General features: G+C 71.3%; 11 protein-coding genes and 2 pseudogenes. 3 read left to right on the forward strand and 10 right to left on the reverse strand.

Features of this window, described 5'->3' with window-relative positions:
• Positions 1-57 precede the first annotated feature (57 nt).
• The 5 genes and pseudogenes from AMK24_RS34860 to AMK24_RS23465 form a co-directional block, all read right to left on the reverse strand.
• Positions 58-288: pseudogene (locus AMK24_RS34860) on the reverse strand (transposase family protein); the annotation flags it as partial.
• 133 nt (positions 289-421) lie between these two features.
• Positions 422-1,426, reverse strand: coding sequence for a zinc-dependent alcohol dehydrogenase family protein (locus AMK24_RS23450; RefSeq protein ID WP_073770828.1), 1,005 nt, complete (start codon positions 1,424-1,426; stop codon positions 422-424).
• A 10-nt stretch (positions 1,427-1,436) separates the two neighbouring features.
• Complete coding sequence (locus AMK24_RS23455) at positions 1,437-2,237, reverse strand: HisA/HisF-related TIM barrel protein (RefSeq protein ID WP_073770829.1); 801 nt, start codon at positions 2,235-2,237, stop codon at positions 1,437-1,439.
• Positions 2,238-2,247: 10 nt separating this feature from the next.
• On the reverse strand, positions 2,248-3,489 hold the full coding sequence (locus AMK24_RS23460) for an FAD-dependent oxidoreductase (RefSeq protein WP_073770830.1): 1,242 nt from the start codon (positions 3,487-3,489) through the stop codon (positions 2,248-2,250).
• 34 nt (positions 3,490-3,523) lie between these two features.
• Positions 3,524-4,186 carry a hypothetical protein gene (locus tag AMK24_RS23465; RefSeq protein WP_073770831.1) on the reverse strand — a complete coding sequence of 221 codons (663 nt, stop codon included), beginning with the start codon at positions 4,184-4,186 and terminating at the stop codon, positions 3,524-3,526.
• A gap of 567 nt (positions 4,187-4,753) precedes the next feature.
• Here AMK24_RS23465 and AMK24_RS23470 point away from each other — a divergent pair.
• Positions 4,754-7,900, forward strand: coding sequence for an amino acid adenylation domain-containing protein (locus tag AMK24_RS23470; protein ID WP_158072168.1), 3,147 nt, complete (start codon positions 4,754-4,756; stop codon positions 7,898-7,900).
• A gap of 78 nt (positions 7,901-7,978) precedes the next feature.
• On the opposite strand, the gene AMK24_RS23475 is transcribed toward AMK24_RS23470, so the two are convergent.
• The 5 genes from AMK24_RS23475 to AMK24_RS23495 all read right to left on the reverse strand — a co-directional run bounded on the left by AMK24_RS23475 (position 7,979) and on the right by AMK24_RS23495 (position 15,260).
• Positions 7,979-9,091 carry a threonine aldolase family protein gene (locus AMK24_RS23475; protein WP_073770832.1) on the reverse strand — a complete coding sequence of 371 codons (1,113 nt, stop codon included), beginning with the start codon at positions 9,089-9,091 and terminating at the stop codon, positions 7,979-7,981.
• Between the two features lie 39 nt (positions 9,092-9,130).
• Complete coding sequence (locus AMK24_RS34865) at positions 9,131-11,074, reverse strand: metal-dependent hydrolase family protein (RefSeq protein WP_073770833.1); 1,944 nt, start codon at positions 11,072-11,074, stop codon at positions 9,131-9,133.
• An 86-nt stretch (positions 11,075-11,160) separates the two neighbouring features.
• Positions 11,161-12,900 carry a flavin monoamine oxidase family protein gene (locus AMK24_RS23485; RefSeq protein ID WP_073770834.1) on the reverse strand — a complete coding sequence of 580 codons (1,740 nt, stop codon included), beginning with the start codon at positions 12,898-12,900 and terminating at the stop codon, positions 11,161-11,163.
• The gene (locus AMK24_RS23490; protein ID WP_073770835.1) at positions 12,897-14,468 is read right to left on the reverse strand and encodes a hypothetical protein; all 1,572 of its coding nucleotides are present in this window, start codon (positions 14,466-14,468) and stop codon (positions 12,897-12,899) included. Before AMK24_RS23490 ends, AMK24_RS23485 begins: the two co-directional genes overlap by 4 nt.
• 57 nt (positions 14,469-14,525) lie before the next feature.
• Positions 14,526-15,260, reverse strand: a complete 735-nt coding sequence (locus tag AMK24_RS23495; RefSeq protein WP_143203727.1) for a hypothetical protein — start codon at positions 15,258-15,260, stop codon at positions 14,526-14,528.
• Positions 15,261-15,845: 585 nt separating this feature from the next.
• Here AMK24_RS23495 and AMK24_RS23500 point away from each other — a divergent pair.
• Both AMK24_RS23500 and AMK24_RS23505 read left to right on the forward strand, forming a co-directional pair.
• A pseudogene (locus AMK24_RS23500) lies at positions 15,846-16,208 on the forward strand (transposase); the annotation flags it as partial.
• 381 nt (positions 16,209-16,589) lie between these two features.
• Positions 16,590-19,277: a LuxR C-terminal-related transcriptional regulator gene (locus AMK24_RS23505; protein ID WP_073770838.1), complete on the forward strand. Its 2,688-nt coding sequence runs from the start codon at positions 16,590-16,592 to the stop codon at positions 19,275-19,277.
• Positions 19,278-19,383 lie beyond the last annotated feature (106 nt).

Consider the following 19,383-nt stretch of genomic DNA (forward strand, 5'->3'; position numbering starts at 1 on the left):
ATACCGCGATTGTGCGGGGCCCCCTTCCGCAGGGAGCCGGCGCGACAGCCGCCGTCCTGGAAGTAGGCCCCGCAGATGGGTCACCGGGGCCACCAGCCGGTCGACGAACACCAGCTGGTGGCGGGCTCCGGCACCAACGGCCCGCTTCCGGACTCCTCCTCGTGCAGCATGGCGTCGGCCCTCGGCCCCGGCAGGCAACGGCGCCGCCGACTTCTCGACCGGACAGGCGAGATACTGTCGAGAGATCCCCGTGAACAGCCGATGCGCCAGCATCGTCCGACTGACCATGAGCGCCACGCCAGGACCATGCCACCTGCCTGGCACGAGGCCTCACCCGCCATCACGCACCGACTCGTAAGAGCTGCCCCCGCGGGCGCGGGGACGACCCGTGACACGGCCGGGTCTCCGGTCCGCCGGAGCCTCAGCCGACCAGGACCGCCTTGGAGAGGTGTCCCGCCTCCCGACTGTGGCGTACGGCGGCCCGGACGTCCGAGAGGTCGAACGTCTGGGCCTCGGGGACCTCGATCGTACCGTCGGCCAGTTGGGCGGCGGCCCGCGCCATCACGTCGCCGACCTCTCCGGGGGTGAGCCGTGACAGGCGCTCGGGAAGCCAGAAGCCCGTCATGGTGATTCCGCGGAACAGGAGGTCCTCCGGGCGGACGGTGACGGGCAGACCGGACAGGAGGCCGTAACTGACGAACCGGCCGTGCGGACGCAGGACCCGGAGCGACAGGTCGGCGACCGGGCCGCCGACGGCGTCCACCACGGCGCGGATGCCCCGGGTGGCGGCGATCTCCGAGAGCTGCCGTTCCAGGGCGGGTTCGTCCTCGCGCAGGACGGCGAAAGCGCCGGTCTCCATGAGGAGCCGCCGATGGCGCCGGTCGCGCACCAGGGCCACGCAGCACACGCCTCTCAGATGGGCGAGACGGATCATCATCCGTGCGACCGAGGAGGCGGCTGCGGTGAACAGGACGAGGTCCTCCGGCTCCACGTCGAGGCTTTCGAGCAGGAGGTTGGCGGTGACGGGGTTGACGGTCAGCCGGCAGGCCGCGCCGTCGCTCAGGTCCGGGGGCACGGGGTGGACGTCCCGGTGGTCCGCGACGACGTACTCGGCCCAGGTACCCGGGGCCGAGACGGCCACGCGCGTGCCCACCGGGTGACAGGCGTCCGGTCCGGCCCGGTCGATCACGCCGACCCCCTCGAACCCGACGGGGGCCGCCGCATGGACGCCGTCGGGGTGGAGTCCCGGCGCGAAGGAGGCGGGCCTCCCGTAACGGCCCTGCACCAGGAGGAGATCCGAAGGGTTGACGGGCCGGGCGCGCATGCGCACGCGCACCTGGCGGGGGCCGGGTTCCGGGACCGGGCGGTGGGCGAGGACCAGCACGTCGGCGGGATCGCCGTACCGGGCAAAGACGATCTGTCGCACGGCCGGGCTCCTAGCCGAGACCGTTGCGGAAGGAGGAGTGGGCGAGGAGGTGGTCGCGGATCTCCCGGATGCTGTGGGCGCCCCGGTGGACCATGGCGTTGACCAGGACGTAGGTGGAGTCCCCCGCGCCGAGGGCCTCCTGGAGGTGGTCGAGACTGCCGCAGCCGCCCGACGCTATGACGGGGAGGCCCGAGGCGGTGGCGACGGCCCCGACGAGCTCCAGGTCGAAGCCGGCTCCTGTGCCCTCCCGGTCGATGTTGTTGGCGAGGATGGCGGCCACGTCGAGTTCGGCGAGCTGTCGGGCGACGTCCGCGGCATCGCGTCCGGTGCTCTGCTCGCCGTCGTGGACGTACACCCGCCACTGTCCGGGCCCGGCGGACCGGCAGTTGACTACGCCCATGAGGCGGTGGGCGCCGTACGCTTCGGCGACCTGCGTCACGGTGTCCGGCTTCTCGATCAGGGCGGTGCTGACGGATATGACGTCGGCCCCGGCCTCCAGGAGTCCGCCGGCGTGCACCGTGGACGGAATGTCCCCGTGGCCCACGGACACGAGCAGACTCATCCCGGTGGTGCTGAGGTCGCGCAGCAGACCGGGGAGGTAGTCGACGGCGTCCCAGGGGTCGAACACGTCGAGGAAGAGCTTCTGCGCGCTGCCGGAGGCGTATGTCTCGGCGATGGCCAGGACGTCGCTGGGATCGGTCAGGTGGGGAATGCCGCTCGGTTCCGTGGCGCGGCCACGGGAGACGTCGATGCAGGGGATGACCAGATCGCCTATGTGGGAGTGCTGGTCGTGGAAGACGGGGCGGGACATGGGAGGCCTTTCACGTGTCGTCGAGGAGCTGGGCGAGGCGCCGGCTCCGGGGGGCCAACTGGCGGGTGACCGCGACGGCGCTGCCGAGGGCGTTCTCGAGGGTGTTGACGGGTGTGGTGACGTGACCGGCGAGGAAGACGCCGTCATCCCCCTGGAAGCGCAGAAGTTCCCTCTGTGCTTTCAGCATGCCGGGGGTCGGTTGCACCGTCCGGAAGCCTGCCGAGGCCAGGGGTGTGTGAGGGCGGGGTTTCCTGTGGGTCACCTGGCTGACGAACAGGTCGCCGTTCTTCGTGGGGTGCCAGTCCGTGGTCTCCGCCCAGGGGCCGTGGACGGTGACGGTCGAGGGGGCCCAGGTGCCGCGGTCCACGGGCATGTGGCAGGGGTCCTGGTGTACCTGGTAGAGGAGGGGCCGGTAGGCGTAGGACGCCAGTCGCGCCCGCAGGGGGCCGAAGGGCGGTGACAGGATTCGGGCGGCCTCGTCGGCAGGCACGGCGAGGACAAGGGCGTCCACCCGGTACCGGTGCCCGTTCGTGTCGGTCAGCTCCGGTTTCCCTCCGCGCCGGTGGACCGTCCGCAGGGCAGTGCCGATCGCCAGTTCGGCATGGGGCGACCGCGAGACCAGGTGCCGGGCGAGCGACTGCATGCCGCCGCGCAGTCGGCAGCTCACCGGGGCCGGCGTGGCGGGGTCCTCGGCCCACAGTTCTCCCACGGCACGGGCCGACAGGAGGCCGGCCTCCTCCAGGGTGCAGCCGAAGGTCGCGGCCGGCAGGGAGTACACCGCCACCTCCTTCAGCTGCTCGGGCAGGTCGAAGTCCTCGACCATCTCGCGCAGCGGTACCTCCCAGTCGAGTCGTTCGCTCTTCCAGTGGTGCGCCTGCTCCGCCAGGAGGGCCGTCGCCCGCACCGCCTCCTCGCGGCGCACCGGGGCGAGCGGGGAAGTGGTACGGCGGGAGCCGTCCGCTTCCCCGCGGTCGCTCAGGAGGAGGTGTCCGGAAGGAAGGGGCAGCCACTGCCCGCGGTCCAGGCCGAGCGCTCCGGAGAGCCGCCCGACCAGGGAGTCAGAGCTCGAGGGGACCGCCCGCACCCCCAATTCCACTGCTTCGGGCATGTGCACCGGGTCGGGCGGGAAGAACGTGCGGAGATTCCCTCCCGGTGCTTTCTGCTCCTCCAGGAGGAGGACATCGTGCGACTCCTCCAGAAGCCATGCGGCGGCCAGTCCTGCCATGCCCGCGCCGGCGATTGCGACACGCATCTCTTTTCCTCGGCTCCGGGGTGGGGGAGGCTGTTCAGGAAATATTTGCGGCCGATTTCCAGAAGTCGGCTATCGACTCCTCCAGAAGCCGGGCCTGAAACAGCGCTTCCTGTGGGTCGTCGCCCCGGTCCAAGCCGTCCTGGACCACTTCGAGCGCCAGCTCGGTCAGCTCGTCCGATGCACCCCCCTCGTAGTATTCGATGAATTCCGCAGGGGCGTCGATCTTCAGCTCGCGCACCCGCTGCACAAGGGAGGCGCAGCCAGAGAAATACACCACCATGTCCGTGTACGAGGAAAGCGCGAAAGACGCCTGGCTCCCCTGGTTCGCCACCCAGCTGAGCGTTCCGTTGAACGCGTACGCCTCACGGCCCGGCGGCCAGAACCTCCCGAAGGGGTCGGGCAGGTCGAGGGCTTCGGCGCACTTCCGCAGTTTCGGCTGGGCGTCGTAGACGAGCCGGGAGAGACGGATGAACAGATCGGCGGCCGGACGGCGTGGGAAGCGTGCCAGCATGGTTCCGTAGGCGGTCATCTCGGCCCGGTGGCACTGGGCCTCGGTGCCGACCAAGCGCCGGAAAAGCTCCGGCGCCCGGTCGCCGTCGAGCCTGTCGAGGAGCGCGTTGCCCACCGGGGCGTGCTCGCGCCGCTCCTCGAGGCGTCGCGCGAGCTCCCTGGCGTCCGAAGGAATGATGTCGGGCATGTGACCTTGTCCTTTTTCTCGTTTCTTATTTTCCCCGGACCGGTTGCGGGGTGCCCGCAAGGCTCGCGCGAGCGCATAGGGATAGAGGGCGCGCCACGGCCGAAATAAGGGCCGGATAAAGATTTGGCGATCTCCGCCACGCCCCAGACGTGACCCTACTGGGTCGCTTCCATTACTACATGAACCACAGGGATGGGCAAGGGGGCCATCAAGATTCCATTGCCCCGCCGTAACGATTTCGGGATCTTTTGGAGAGGGAGATCGGCTCCATCGCCCGCACCACCAGTAGAGCCGTCCCGATAAGGAGGGTGAATCCCTTCCGGAACCCCGTCGGACGGATCGCGAGTGAACCATTGTTGCGCATGTTCTCCATGCGCCAGGAGAGGCAAAATGGTTTGGAAATTGTTCCGGCGGAGTGAATCGGGCAGCGATGCCCGGGTAGGCCCAAACAGAATCGCCGTGCATGAATCCTGCACCCGGGGGATCACGCATTTCTGTTGTGCTCCGTCCCAGGTCGGACACATCCGCCGGCGACCGCCCCTCCACCCCCAGTCATCGAGGCGCCGTATGGTCCAGCCCCCTGTCCACCTGCCGGACTCCGTCCGACGGTGGAACGACACCACCACCGATTACCCCCGGGACGCGCTGCTTCCCGAACTGTTCGCGGAACAGGCACGGCTCCGCCCTCGCGCTCCCGCGGTGCTGTGGGACCGGGGAGCCTGGAGCTACGGCGAACTGCTGGATCGCGTGCGGCGCGGCGCGGCACGCCTGCGGGCACGGGGAGTGGAGGGCGGGGACCGCGTCGCGCTCCTTCTGCCCCGCTCCCCGGAAGCCGTCGCGGCCGTGTTCGCCGTTCTCGAGGCCGGCGCGGTCTACCTGCCGTTGGACCCCTCGCACCCCGCCGACCGTCTCTCCTCGATCCTGCGCGACGCGGGCGTCCGCACAGTCGTCACCGCCGGCACGGAACCGCGCACCGGGCCGGCCGGAGAATTCGACCGGATGACCGTCACCGAACTCACGTCACGGGAAGGGCCGGGTCCGACCGGAAACCGGACGGCGCGCCGGTACGCCGGCGACGCGGCCTACATCATCTACACCTCCGGCTCCACCGGCGCGCCCAAAGGCGTGGTCTGCGCGCATCGGGGCCCCGTCCGGCTGGTGCGCGGAACCGAGGTCCTCCGGCTGACGCCGGCCGACCGCCTCCTCGCCACCACCAACCCGACCTTCGACGTCTCCTGCTTCGAACTGTTCGCCCCCCTGCTGAACGGCGCCGCCCTGGTCCTGCCCGACCCCGAGACCCTCCTCGACCCGGCCGCCCTCGAACAACTGCTCGACGACTGCGGGATCACCGTGATGTGGCTCAGTGCCGGGCTCTTCCACCTGCACGCCGAACAGCGTCCCGGGATGTTCTCGGGACTTCGGTGCTTGATCGCGGGCGGGGACGTCCTCAACCCTTCCGCCGTGAGGGCCGTACTGGAGCACGGATCCCCTGCCCTCCTCCTGAACGGCTACGGCCCCACCGAGAACTCCGTGTTCTCCACCACGCACGTCATCGACTCACTCCCACCGGAAGCCCGCAGCGTCCCCATAGGCCGGCCGGTGGCCGCCTCCACCGCCTATGTCGTACGGGACGACGGCACCCCGGCCGGGCCTGGGGAGGTCGGCGAATTGTGGGTCGGTGGCGACGGCGTGGCGCTCGGGTACCTCGGCGACCGCGCCAGGACGGCGGCGGCTTTCGTCTCCGACCGGTTCGCTCCCGGTCCGGGACGGCGCCTGTACCGCACCGGTGACCTGGCCGAATGGCGGACGGACGGGGTCATCGAGTTCCACGGGCGCCGGGACAGGCAGGTCAAGATCCGCGGCTTCCGGGTCGAACTCGACGAGATCGAGACCACCCTCACCGACCACCCCCAGGTCAACGAGTCCGCCGTCGGCGTCCTGGGAGAGGGCGCCTCACAGCGCCTGGCCGCCGCCGTCGTGCCCGCACCGGAACAGGACGACGGCCTGCCTGGGGAACTCGACGAGTACCTGCGCGAGCGGTTGCCGCCGCCCATGCGGCCCGCGCGCGTCGTCCCCGTACCCGAACTGCCCCTCAACAGCAGCGGCAAGGTCGACCGGGGCCGGCTGCGGGAACTCACGGACGACGCGGCCCGGGAACCGGTGGAAATTACCGAAGGCCCCCGGGGAGAGGACGAGGAGGTGGTCGCCGAAGTATGGCGCCGCTTCCTCCGCGTCGACGGCGTCGGGCGCCGGGACGACTTCCTCGCTCTGGGCGGTACCTCGCTCCAGGCGACCCGGGTCGCCGCGGTCGTCCGTGAACGTCTCGGCATCCGGTCGGCCTTCACCCGGACCCTCGTCCGGGCCCTCCTCGACAACCCCACCCTGGCGGCGTTCACGGAGCGAGCCTCCGAGCTGCGTCATGAGCCCGGCGACGCCGCCCATGACGCCCCGGTCGACTTCGCCGCCGAGGCCGTTCCGGACCCGGCCCTGCGGTTCGACGCGCCCGCCGCCGGTGGAGTTCCGACGGAACGTCACGAGGCGAAGGTCCCGCATTCCGTGCTGCTGACGGGAGCGACCGGCTTCCTCGGAGTCCACCTCCTCGACCGCCTCGCCGCGTCCGGGGTCCGGCGCGTCCACTGTCTCGTGCGCGCGCGTGACGACGCCGAGGCCCTCGCCCGCCTGCGGGGCCGGCTGCGGCACTACGGCCTCGACCCCGACCGCTGGGCGGACCGCGTCGCGGTGGTGCCCGGTGATCTGGGCCTGCCGCGTTTCGGGCTGGACGACGGAACCTGGGACGACCTCGCCCAGGAGGTGGAGGTCGTCCTCCACAATGGCGCCCGAGTCAACTTCGCCTACCCTTACGAGGCCCTGTCCGCCGCGAACGTCGGGGGGACCCGGACTGTCCTGGCCCTGGGGACGGAACGACGGCTCAAGGCCGTGCACTACGTCTCCAGCATGAGCGTCATCGCCGGTTCCGGACTCGCCGGCGTACGGCGGGTGGACGAGGAGACCCCCCCGTCCCATCCGGAACTGCTCTCCCAGGGCTATGCCGAGACCAAGTGGGTCGCCGAGCGCCTCGTCTCCCTGGCGGGGCGGCGCGGACTTCCGGTCACCATTCACCGGCCCCACGAGATCACTGGCGCCATGGACAGCGGCGCGTGGAACACCGACACCATGATGTGCGCGCTCTTCCGTACCCTGGCGGAAACCGGAACGGCCCCGGACGTTCCCCTGCTCCTGGACTTCGTCCCGGTGGACTACACCGCGGCCGCCGTCGTCCACATCCTCACTCACCAGCCCTGCGAGGGCCGCGTCCACCACCTCGCCAATCCCCGCCCCGCGCTGCTGCACCTGCTGGTGGAACGCCTGCGTGCCATGGGTTACGGCGTCCGGGAGCAGTCCTACGCCACCTGGACCCGGCACGTGGCCGAGCTGACGGCCCGCGATCCCGAGCACCCCCTGGCCCCGTACGTTCCGATGTTCACCGAACCGGTCCGCCGCTCCACCGCCTCGATCGCGGAGATGTACTTCGCCGGCACGTTCCCGCGTTTCGGCCGGGACAACACCGAGGAAGCGCTCTCCGGAAGCGGTATCGTCTGCCCGCCCGTCGACGCGCGGCTGATCGACGCCAACCTCCGGTTCCTGAGGGGAGCCGGTCTTCTTCCCGCCCCCACGACACCGGACGAGGGCGACGGGAGGGAGCCGACCGGATAACGCCCGGTCCCCGCCGGCCTGCGAACGCCTCCCGCGCCGGGTGCCGGGCGATTCCCCGCCCGGCACCCGTTCCCGGCCCTACGGCCGGCGGAAACCCTTCTCACGCGCGTCGACCGCCCGCGCCACCGCCGCGGCGAAGGCCCGGACGTCCTCTTCCGTGGTGTCGAACGAACACATCAGGCGCACTTCGTTCCCGTTCTTCTCCTGGGGGCGCAGGTCGTACCGTCCGGAGAGCGCGGCCGGAACGGTGCCGGGAAAAATGACGAACACGGAATTGACCTCGACCGGCCGGACGACCGTCACCCCCTCCACCTGTGCGAGGAGGGATCCCAGCCGTCTCGCCATGGCGTTCGCGCGAGCAGCGCTGCGGTGCCACAGGTCTCCGCCGAGAAGCGCCTCGAACTGGACGGAGAGGAAGCGCATCTTGGAGGCGAGCTGCGTGGTGCGCTTGCGCAGACGGGCCGTGCCCGAGACCCGGGACGGGTCGAGGACCACCACGCACTCGCCGAAGAGGAGACCGTTCTTGGTGCCGCCGAAAGACAGGATGTCCACCCCCGCCGCCGCCGTGCAGGCCGACAGGGGGACGCCCAGGGACGCGGCCGCGTTCGCGAGGCGTGCCCCGTCCATGTGAACGGCGAGGCCGTGCGCGTGGGCGCACACGGCGAGATCGCCGACCTCCTTCGGGGTGTAGCAGGTTCCCAGTTCCGTGGACTGGGTCAGGGAAAGAACCTGCGGCCGGGCACTGTGCTCGTCCGCCGACGCCTCCAGCACGGCTTCCACCGCCCGGGGGCCGATCTTCCCGTCCGTGGAGGGGATCCCCAGCAGCTTCAGTCCCGCTACGTGTTCCGGCCCTCCTCCCTCCTCCTGGTTCACGTGGGCCCGCTCGGCGCAGACGACCGCGCCCCACCGGCTCGTGACGGCCTGCAGCGCGACGACGTTCGCTCCGGTGCCGTTGAAGACCGGGAAGACTTCGGCGGCGGGTCCGAAATGACGGCGAAAGGTGTCCTTCAGACGGGCGGTGTAGCCGTCCTGCCCGTAAGCCCCCTGGTGCCCCCCGTTCGCGAGGAGCAGTGCGGAGAAGACCTCCGGGTGGGCGCCCGAGCAGTTGTCGCTCGTGAAGCCGCGCCGCTCGGGGTCGTGGCGGAGGACCGCGCCGGTGGAGGGCGGCCACCGCCGTGCGGGGGGCGGCACGCGGGCCGGTGGGGTTTCTCCGGGGGACGTGCCCCCTCTTCAACCGGCTTCGACATAGTCCCAGTACGGGTCGATGAGCGCCCCGAGCTGCCGGGCGGTGTGGAGGATGCGGGCGGGTTCCTCCCCCCGGGCCAACCCGTACTCGAGGACCTCCAGGGTTCCTTCGGCGACTTCCGGAGGCGGCCGGTCGCCCCACGACTCCATGTAGGTGAGGACGGGGCGCGGGGCGTCCGGCAACTGCCGGGAGGCGTCGACGATGCGGGAGAAGAGCGTGCACCAGGTCGAGAGGTCCGTGTGGAGGTAGAGGGCGGCTTCGGCGGGTCCGGCCTGGGTGCCCATCCAGGTCAGGTCGCGCACCACCCGGAAGAGCCCCTGGTCGACCGGCACCGGCGGGATGTCGGGACCGGAGACGCCGACGGACGGCGCCGCCTCGCGCAGCAGGCCGCGCGCGGTGGCGATGGTGTGCTGGACGAACGAGAACATGGTGGCCGGTATCTCGTGGCGGTGCCGGGCCACCAGCAGGGCGTAGGTCGACAGTTCGGCCTCCTGACACTGGTACTCGGCCAGCAGGATCCTCCTGAAGTGCTCGGGACGGATCTGACCGGACCGCGCCAGTTCGACGAGCCGGTTGCCGCTGACGAACCGTTCGATGTCCGGTTTCGTCGCTTCGACGAGTTGCTCGGGTCCCACGGGCTTCTCCTTTGTCGGTGTGGAGGGGGAGGAAAGGACCGGGGCGGGACGCGCGCCCGGCGTGATCGTGGCCGGCTCCCGGACGACCGGGCGCCCCCGCTGGATCACGTGCCGTACGCGGCCCACGGCGGTGATGTCCCGGAACGGATCGCCTTCGAGGGCGACGAGGTCGGCCACGGCCCCGGGGGTGAGGGTGCCCAGGTCAGGTCGGCCAAGGAGGTCCGCCGCGACGCTCGTGGCCGCCCGCAGAGCGCGCAGGGCGGTGTAGCCGTGATCCATCAGAGTGGGGAACTCCCGCCAGTTCTCGGCGTGCGGGAACATCCCGGCGTCGGTCCCGAACGCCGTCTTCACGTCTGTTCGGGCGGGCCGCAGGAGTCCTTCACGCAGCGTCCCAGCGTGTTCTCGGTAGTTCTCGCGGACGAGGGCCGTGGAGTCGTCCCAGAAGGCGTCGTCGTCGAGCCGGTCGAGGAAGTAGGTCTGAACGTACTGGGTGGGCACCAGGAACGTGCCCGCCTTCTCCATGGCCCGGTAGGTGGGCGGGGTGGCGAAGCAGCCGTGTTCCACGCTGCGCACCCCCGCGGCGACGGCACGCAGGACGGCGCGGTCGGTGAAGACGTGTGCCGCGCAGGGCAGGCCGAGGTCGCCGGCGGTGGCGACGATGGTGTGCATCTCGACGGGTGAGTAGGAGGTGCTGGTGGGGCTGTCCACCGGTGAGGAGAATCCGCCGCCGCCGGCGAACTTGATCCAGTCGGCTCCGGCGCGGGACTGCTCGCGTACCGCGCTGCGCAGTCCCTCGACGCCCTGGGCCAGGGTTCCGATCCGGTGCCCGTAGCGCTGGGCGAGGTCGGGCTTCTTGTCGCCGTGGCCGCCGGGCGGGGACAGGATGTTGGGGGCCGCGAGGATGCGCGGCCCTTCGAGCAGACCGTCCTCGACCGCGTCGCGCAGCGACACGTTGAGGGGCAGGTGGGCGCTGCCCAGGTCCCGGACGGTGGTGAAACCGTTGTGCAGCAGGGTGCGCAGGACGGGTACGGCGGTGAGGGTCTGGTACGCGACAGGTCGGGTCTCCGCGCTTTCGTCGAGCAGGTGGACGTGGCAGTCGATGAATCCGGGCAGCAGCGTGCAGCCGGGCATGTCGAGAACGTCCGTGTCCGGGCCCGGGGCGAGACCGTGTGCGACGGCCGCGACACGGCCGTCCCGTACGAGGACGGAGAGTCCTTCAACGGGGGCGTCCGCGACTGCGTCCCACACGCGGTCGGGACGCAGCAGGATCTCTCGGTCGGGGGGTGTGCGCACGAATACCTCCGGAGCGGCGGACACGGCGGGACGGATACGGGGGCGGTCCGCGGGCGGCGTGGGCCGGGTGATGCCGCCGGGGCCGCTCAGGGGGCGGCGGGCGGCGTGTAACAGGGATCGCCCCAGACGTCGCCCGGCCCCGGGTTGCCGGGCTCGGGGCGGGCGCCGAGCTGGCGCAGGACCCCCCAGGCCGCGTTGAGGCCCGAGGCGAGGGCGTGATCGAGCCAGCCCGGCGACCAAGAGGTGTCGTCACCGGCCAGGTAGAGGGCGTTCGGTGGTTCGCCCGGTACGGCCGGGGCCCCGGTGAAGTCCTTGAGGAAGTGGGCGAAGAGGTCCCGCTGGTAGGGGTAGTCGCCCGGGCAGGACCAGCGGCACAGGCCGCGGAAGTTCTTCTCGTTCTCCCACGACACCGTCACCGCCTCTCCCGCCCGGGCCTGAGCACGCAGTTCGTCCGCCATGCCGGGGTGGATGGCCGCGAGGTCGCGGATGAAGAGTGCGACCCTCTCCTCCAGGCAGGAAGGGGCGACCTTTACCGCGTCCTGGGCCCAGCTGAAGCTGAGGTCGAGCACGCCCCGGCGGCCCCGGGGGCCGCGCGCCGGCCCGTAGTCCATGGTGTAGGCGGCCCGTGGCAGCCGGTCGGTGAGGGTGACCCCGTCCATGGTCGTCGCCTCCCAGAACGGCCGCTCGACCACGAGGGCGGTCTTGGCGGACTGCCAGTAGGACAGGCGGCGGACGGCTCTCCACAGCCGGGGGCCGAACACGGGGGCGCGAGGGCTGGTGGAACGCACCTCGATACCGGTCTCCAACAGGCGCAGTTGCGGGGTGAACACCACGGCCGCGAACCGCTCGGCATGTCCGTCGGCGTCGTGCACCACCACACCGCGCGCCGCGTCCGGTTCGACCTCCAGGAGGTGTACGGCGGGCCCCGGCGACCCTTCGTTGACCGCTTCCAGGCTGCGCGTCCGTCCGCGGGGGTCGGTGACGGGGCAGGTCCAGAATCCTTCGGCGAGCCGGCTGATGCCGTCGGGCGCGTACAGCGTGCCGCTTCCCTCGGTGCACAGCAGCAGCCGGAAGATCTCGATCACGCTTATCTCGAAGAAGGAGTCCCACACGGCGGGCCCCACTCCCGCGGTGCCCAGGAGCCGCGCCTGGTCGTGGCTCAGGCCCGCACCGCCGGGCTCGCGCAGGAAGCGGTAGAAGGACCAGGGTTCGAACCGGTCCAGCACCTGGTTCCAACGACGGCGCACTGCGGTGAGGTCACGCGCGGCGAGGTCACGCCGGATCTGGGGGAGGCCGACCCGGGTGAGGGCGCGCTGCCAGCGCGTGTGTGACTCGCGGAAGCCGTCGTGCCGGTCGTACAGGTCCTGGATCTCCCGGACGGCGTACTGGACGCCGTCCACGTCCAGCACGGTCAGCGGAGTGACGGGGGCGGCGTAGTTGTCGCGGAACGGCTCCAGGCGGACGCCGAACGTCCGGGCGTACTGGCGCAGCAGGGAGGCGGAGTCGGGGAAGCGCATGCAGCCCAGCTCCACGACGGCGCTGTCCTCCTCCCGGAGGCGCCGGCTGTACATGCGTCCTCCCAGACGTCGGCCGCCCGGCCCGTCCGCGCTCCGCTCCGCCTCGTACAGGACGGGGTGACAGCCGGCCCGCAGCAGTTCGTAGGCGGCGGCCAGCCCGCTGCCACCGGATCCGACGACGGCGACGCGCGCCCCGCGGGTCTCCTCAGGCAGTCGTCCCATGCGTCGGCCGCCGCCGACGTGCGCGGTGTAGTCGAAGGGGAAGTCGACCTGGAGATCGGTGGCGGGCGGGGGCGTGCTCGGGCTCATCGGTGGCTCCGGAGTGGAAGGGCGGGTGGTTTCCAGGTGTGCACCGGCGCGGCTTCCGCGGCCAGCCGTGCGTAGCGGACCGTCAGTTCCGCCAGTTCGGCGGAGTCCCGTTCGCGTTCGGACCGCGGGGTGTCCGGTGGGCCGGGCCGTGCGGTTCTCCCCGGCTCCCGTTCCGCGGTCTCCCCGCCCGCCGCCCCACGCCTCCGCAGCGCTTCGCGCGTGCGCTGCTGCCACCACGCGCCCGTACGACCCGTCACGACCCGGTGGTGCAGCAGGTCCAGCATGGCCTCGGCCTCGTCGGCGTCCACCGAGAGGAGTGCCAGTCCCTCACGGGCCCGTGGCAGCAACTCCTCGACCAGGGTTCCGGCCTCGTACTCGCGCGGCGCCGTTCCGGGCGAGGGCCACCACAGGGAGGCGTGCAGGCCGTCGCGCGCGGCGCGGTAGAAATTGGTCCTGGCGAGGGCGAACGGGAGTTCCTGCGCCACGTCGCGCCCACCGGCCGTCAGGAAGACCGTGAGGCCGACCAGGAAGGCGGCGTTCGCGGCCATGTCCAGCGGCGTCGGTCCGGACGGGAGCGCCCGGAACTCGATCCGCAGGTGGCCGAGAGGGTCGTACACCGGCCGGTTCCACCACCACACCGTGCTCAGGTGCAGGCGGAGTTCCTCCAGCGCCGGCCAGTCGCCGGTCGCGTCGTGGCCGTCGGCGGGAGGCACCTCCGGCAGCAGGACGTCGTAATGGCGTACGGCCACCTCGAACGCCACGAGAGGACCGCCCCTCATCCATCCGGGACCGAACCCCACCCGGGGGCGCCGGATGCCGGAGCCGGGGGAGCCGCGGTCGCCGAAGCCGTGTTCGTACACCGGGATGCGGGCCTCCTGCCATCCGGCCCGGCCCAGCGGGAAGGGGGAGTTCCCCGCGGCCGCCAGGGCCGGGCCGGTGGCGAGCTGGGCCGCGTTGAAGGCGCGGTGGAAGAGGTGCGGTGCGACCGTAAGGTGCACCTGCCAGGAGCAGGCCGCGCCCTGGACCGCCACGGACTCCGCCCTGAGCAGACCCCGTGCCCCCACGGGCAGGTCGAAGGGCACGGAGCGGCGGCGGCTCCAGGCCCGCTCCAGCGCGTGGTAGCGCGGGAGGTCGGTCAGTGCCCTCGCGGTCAGGTCGGCCGGTGTGAGGGTGGGCAGGGTTCCGATCGGGACCGCCGCGACCTCCCGGTGCCGCGGTGCCGCGGCGGTGATCCCCGTCAGTGTCCGTGTCGCCTGTGCGGCCAGGGCGGTGAAGGGGCTCCCTCGCGCCGGAACCGGCGTCAGGTTCGCCTCGAGATTGAAATGGGCCACCTCCAAGGTGAGCGAGTCGTCCCGGGTGGCTTCGCGGACAGTCGCGTTCACCGGGGCCGGACGGCCGTCCGGCTCGATGAGGGAGAACTCGAGCTCCGCCCCCAGCGTGGGCGGAGCCGTCCCGAAACCGGGGTCCGTCACCGCTTCCCCCAGCGAGGAAAGGCACTCCGTCAGGCGGGCCCGGAACCGTGCGTAGTCCTGCTCCGTGAACGTCACCCGACCGACTTCGCGGCCCATGTCACTCCCCTGTACGGCCTGGTGTCCTCTTCCGGTCCGGTCGTGGTACAGCGGTGCTCAGTCGAGCGCAGCAACCGCTCGCCACCAGTTCCGCAGCGCCGGCTCCATCCGCACCGCGCTGCGGGTGACCCAGTCGTCGGGTTCGTGATGTTCCCTGCCGTACTCGATGACCTCCAGGACGCCGTCCGCCACCTCAGGCGGGTTGTCCCGGTAGGCGTCGACGTACGACACCATGGCCTCCGGCGCCTGTTCCGTCTCGGCGAGGACGTCGGCGAGGGCCGCGCAGGAGTTGCACCACAGCGTGAAGTCGGTACGGGCCAGAAGGGCCGCCTCCCCCGCTCCGGCGTGCAGGGCGACCCACGAGATGAATTCGGTGAACCGCCCTACGGCCTCCCGCCGGGGCTCCAGGCGCATCCGGTCGACCGACATGTCCAACGCGGGCGCCAGCCCGGTCACCATGCGCCGGCGCGCCTTCATCAGCTCGCCCGTGACGAAGGAGAAGAACCCGCCGGGAACCTCGTGCGGGAAGCGAGAGACCAGCAGGCCGTAGGCGGTGAACTCCGCTTCCTGTGACTGAAACTCAGCCAGCGCGAAACTCCGCAGGTGTTCTTTCTCGATCATCCCCTCCCGAGCCAACGCCAGAAATTCATTGGCACTGAGGTGATCGGGAATGTTTGTTCCCACGCGGTCGATGAACTCGGCAGCAGGCAAGAGGAAGGCCCCCTCGGAGGAAAGATCGCGGTCGACGACGGGAACGGAACGCCGAAATCCGCAGGCGAATACGGCTGGCAAGGGCCACATTCTCGACGTAGCTCTCGGCACGCTCTGCTCGCACGAACAAGAATTGCCCTCCAAGACGAGTCTGGCAAGCGGATCGGATCGCTCCGTCGCCGATCCCCTTCTCGCCCGATCGCTCGAATCCCGCATCGAAACGGCGAAGCAGGGCATCTGAGCTGCATAAACTCCATCATCCCCGCCCGCGCCTTCGCAGAACAAAGAGGAGAAAAAATCTACAGGCGCCCAAATTTCATTCTGCGCAGATTTCACATGGGCAACTTCCGTCCCTCGCCGAACCGCTTTCCCCCCTCCGGCGCCCACAGGGGTTGGTTTGCAACGAATGACGTACGAGGAGCTTCGTTCATGTTCCGGGCGTCGTCGCTTTCAGGACAATTCCAGGGCGCCGGGTTCCCCGTTCTCCACGTGTAACCATCCCTGGAGTGTGACGATCTCACTCCCCGGACAAAAGCTTCGACGAAGTCGCGTGACGCCCGGTTCGCGGGGACAGGCCGGGCGCAAGATGCCCGGACGGCAACGAGAACGACTTCCAGGATCATGGATCCCCCAGAGGCCGATTTCATCCGATGTCTCATCCCAGGACACGACAGCCTCGACCTGAAGCCGATGCTGTCCCCTTTCGCCATGGGACACGAATCCCACGCAGCCGATTTCAAGCCCCAGCGTCTGCATGCCGACAAGGCCTACGACATCCCTGAACTGCGGAAATGGCTCTGTGGTAAGCACATCGGCGTCCGCACCGCCCGCAAAGGCGTCGTCTCCAGAGAACGGCTCGGGCACCGCAGGTGGGTGATCGAACGGACCATGTCATGGCTGACCGGCTACCGCCGGCTCAACCACCGCTATGAACGCCGCCTCCGCAACCACCTGGCCTGTCTCGGCCTCGCCACAGCCCTCTGCTGCTACAAACGACTGCTCAAACCGACCATTCAGGACACGGTCTAGGCCCCCAGGCCGTGTCCCCGCGGTCCGGCCGCCCGCCGCGCCCGCCCGCCACGACGGCTCCGCCACCGCGCTCCCTCCCCCGCCTCGTGATCACCCCGACACTCCGTGCGGGCGGGGGTGGCATACCAGCCGAAAGATCATCCGCCGGTCTGGCGGCATGCGGGGACGGGCAGGAAGGGGGAGCGCGCGCCCCGGCGCCCACAGCAACGCCGAACAGCGAGGGAGGAACGAAGTGATCCCGTACGACGCCTTACGGCCATTTCCGCGCCCGGACGGCCGTCCCGTCAACCGATCCGCCCCATAACACCTCCTGCACACCGGAACGACACAACCGGAACCGAACAGAGATCCTGTCGCCGAGAACGAGGAGAGTGGGGATCAGTGCTGTGGGAGCGGGACGAGGTACTGGGCACGGCCGCCGCGGCGGGGGAAGCCGCGCGGGCGGGCAACGGACGCTGGATGCGGGTCACCGGGGCGGTGCCCGGCATGGGCAGGACCGCCCTGCTCGACGAGGTCGTACGACGGCAGACCGCCGACGGCATGCGTGTCGAGCACGCGCGCGGCGCGCCCGAGGAGGCCGCGTTCCCGTACGGACTCGTCCGCCGGCTCTTCACCGAGGACATCGGCGGCGTCCCCTTCGCCACGCCCACCGGACACGGCGAGCAGTGGCTGTACCACCGGCTGGTGACCCGGCTGGCCCGCCTCGCCACCGAGCGCCCGGTACTGCTCGCGGTGGATGATCTGCACCACGCCGACGAACCGTCCCGGCACTGGATCGGCTATCTGGCCCGCCGCATCGCCGAACTTCCCGTCCTCCTGGTGACCACCACCTGCGCGGGCTACACCGATCTCCCGGTGTTTCCCGCGGACACGGGCACATCCGCCGAGCTGCGCCCGCTCAGCGCCCCCGCGGTCGTCCGTATCGCGCGGGCGGCGGGTCTGAGCGCCCAGGAGACCACGACCTGTGTCGAGGCGGGTGCGGGCAATCCGGCGTTGGTGCGCGCCTTGGTCGCCGATCTCCGCGACGGACCGTTTCCCCGCTCGTCCCTGGCCCCGGTGCGCAGCCGCTACCGGGAGACGATCAACGGCTGGATCCGGGGTCTCCCCGATCCGCGCTCGCGTCACGCCTGCTTAGCACTGGCCGTGGCGGCCGAGGGAGGGACAGCCCCGGGCCTCACCGACCGGGTCACCGGCCTCTGCCCGACCCGGCCCGCACCCGGCCCCCCGTCGATGGGCCGCCGCCTCGGCGCCCTGCTGCGCCACCCTCTCGCGAGGGAGGCCGTTCTCGCCGCCGCCGAACCCGAGGAGCTGGCCGCGCTGCACACCCGCGTGGCCCAGGTACTGGCCGAGGAGGGCGCGCCCGCCACCGCCGTCGCCGCCCGGCTCCTGTATGTGGACCGGCCCGGGGAGGCATGGATGGTCCGCTCCCTGGAGGAGGCGGCGGACGAGGCGCTGCGCGCGGGCCGGCCCGCCGAGTCCGCCGGGTACCTGCGCCATGCCCTGAGGGGGCCGCTCGCCCCGGACCGCCGCGCCGGTCTCGCGATGCGCCTCGGCGCGCTGGAGCTTCCCGGCAACGTGACCGCCGGAATCCGGTGGCTGCACACCGGACTGGAGCTCCACACCGATCTCCGGGAACGCGCGAGCGCCGCGAGCGCGCTCAGCGCCGGTCTGGTCGCAGGGCGGGATCCCGACGCCGCGTTACGGATCCTGCGCCAGGTCGGCCGGGCCGCCGACGACGAGCTCGTCCATGTGCTGCAAGCGCTCGGCGCCCTCGTCTCCTCGCACGAGGCCGAAGCCTGGCGCGACGCCGTCTCCGCGCTGCGCGCGCTCGCCCCGGTGGCTCCCCCCACCGTCGAGCCCCTGGTGTGCGGGCTGATCACCGAGTACGAGGCCGGGGCCGGACTCTGCTCGGCAGCCGAGGCGGTGGCCAGGGTCGAGCGGCGCCTGGGGGCGCCGGTGGACCAGCGCCTGCGGACCGCCTGGCTTGGCAGCGCGGCCACGCTTCTGCAGTGGGCGGACCGTCTGGAGGAGGCGCGCGCACTCGCCGCCCGGTGTCTGCCCTCCTCGCCGGTCCCCCCGGACTTGACGGACATGGGCCTCCAGTGCCTGCTCAGCGTACGGGCCGAGGCCGCGCTCTGGGCTGGCGAGTTCGGCCGCGTCATCGACGAGAACGTCGCCTGGGTGGAGCTGTCCGCCGGTCAGGGCGTCCGGCTGCCCCATCTGGCGGCCATGGTGGCGCTCGCCCGGTCCGAGATCGGGGCGCGCGCCGAGGCATGGGAGGCGGTGGCCGTCGCCGGGCCGTCCGGCGCCGACACCTCCTGGGAGTGGAACGAACTCGGCTACGCGCGCGCCCGGCTCCATGAGGCGGACGGCGACTGGCGGTCCGCCCTCGAAGGTTACCTGGCCTGTGGAGCCGGCCAGAGCGCCCGTGACTTCGTCAGCCCGATCGCCACACCATGGCGTTCGGGGGCGGCGCTCGCCCTGGTGCGGCTCGGACGCCGGGAGGAGGCGCGCGAGCTCGCCGAGGAGGAACTCCGCCACGCCCGTAGCTGGGGAACCGGGCGCACCATCGGCCGGGCGCTGCGCGTTCACGCAGCCGCTCTCGGCGGCAGACTGGCCCTGGAATCCCTCACCGAGGCTGCGGAACTGCTCGGCTCGGCCCCCGCGCCGGTGGAACTCGTGGAGACCCTCGTCGATCTCGGTCGTGCCCGCCTCGACGCCGGCAACGGCCGCAAGGGCCGCGACACCCTGCGCGAGGCGCACGCCGTGGCGCTGCGGCTCGCCGCGCAGAAGTCGGGGGCCCGCCGTCTCCTGGACCTGACCGAGGAGGCCCTGCGCCGGGGCGGCGCCCGGAAGACCAACGACGGACAGGCGCTGACCGCGGCCGAACGGCGGGTCGCCGACCTGGCCGCCGCGGGACACACCAACGCACGGATCTCCTCCTCGCTGTGTCTCACCCGCCGCACCGTGGAGATGCATCTCACCAACGCCTACAGGAAGCTGCGGATCGCCCGGCGGACCCAGCTCGTGGCGGTGCTGGCGCGGGAGGCGGGCCCCGTGAGCGAGTGACACCCCGTTGCGTGCGGGCCCCCGCCGCACACCACACCGAGCCCCGCCGGCGATCCGGCGGGGCTCGGAGGTCTCATGAACGGCCGATCGCATCCGTGAGTGGTCC

Origin of the sequence: Streptomyces sp. CB02366 (genome assembly GCF_001905905.1) — a bacterium.
Classification (GTDB): Bacteria; Actinomycetota; Actinomycetes; order Streptomycetales; family Streptomycetaceae; genus Streptomyces.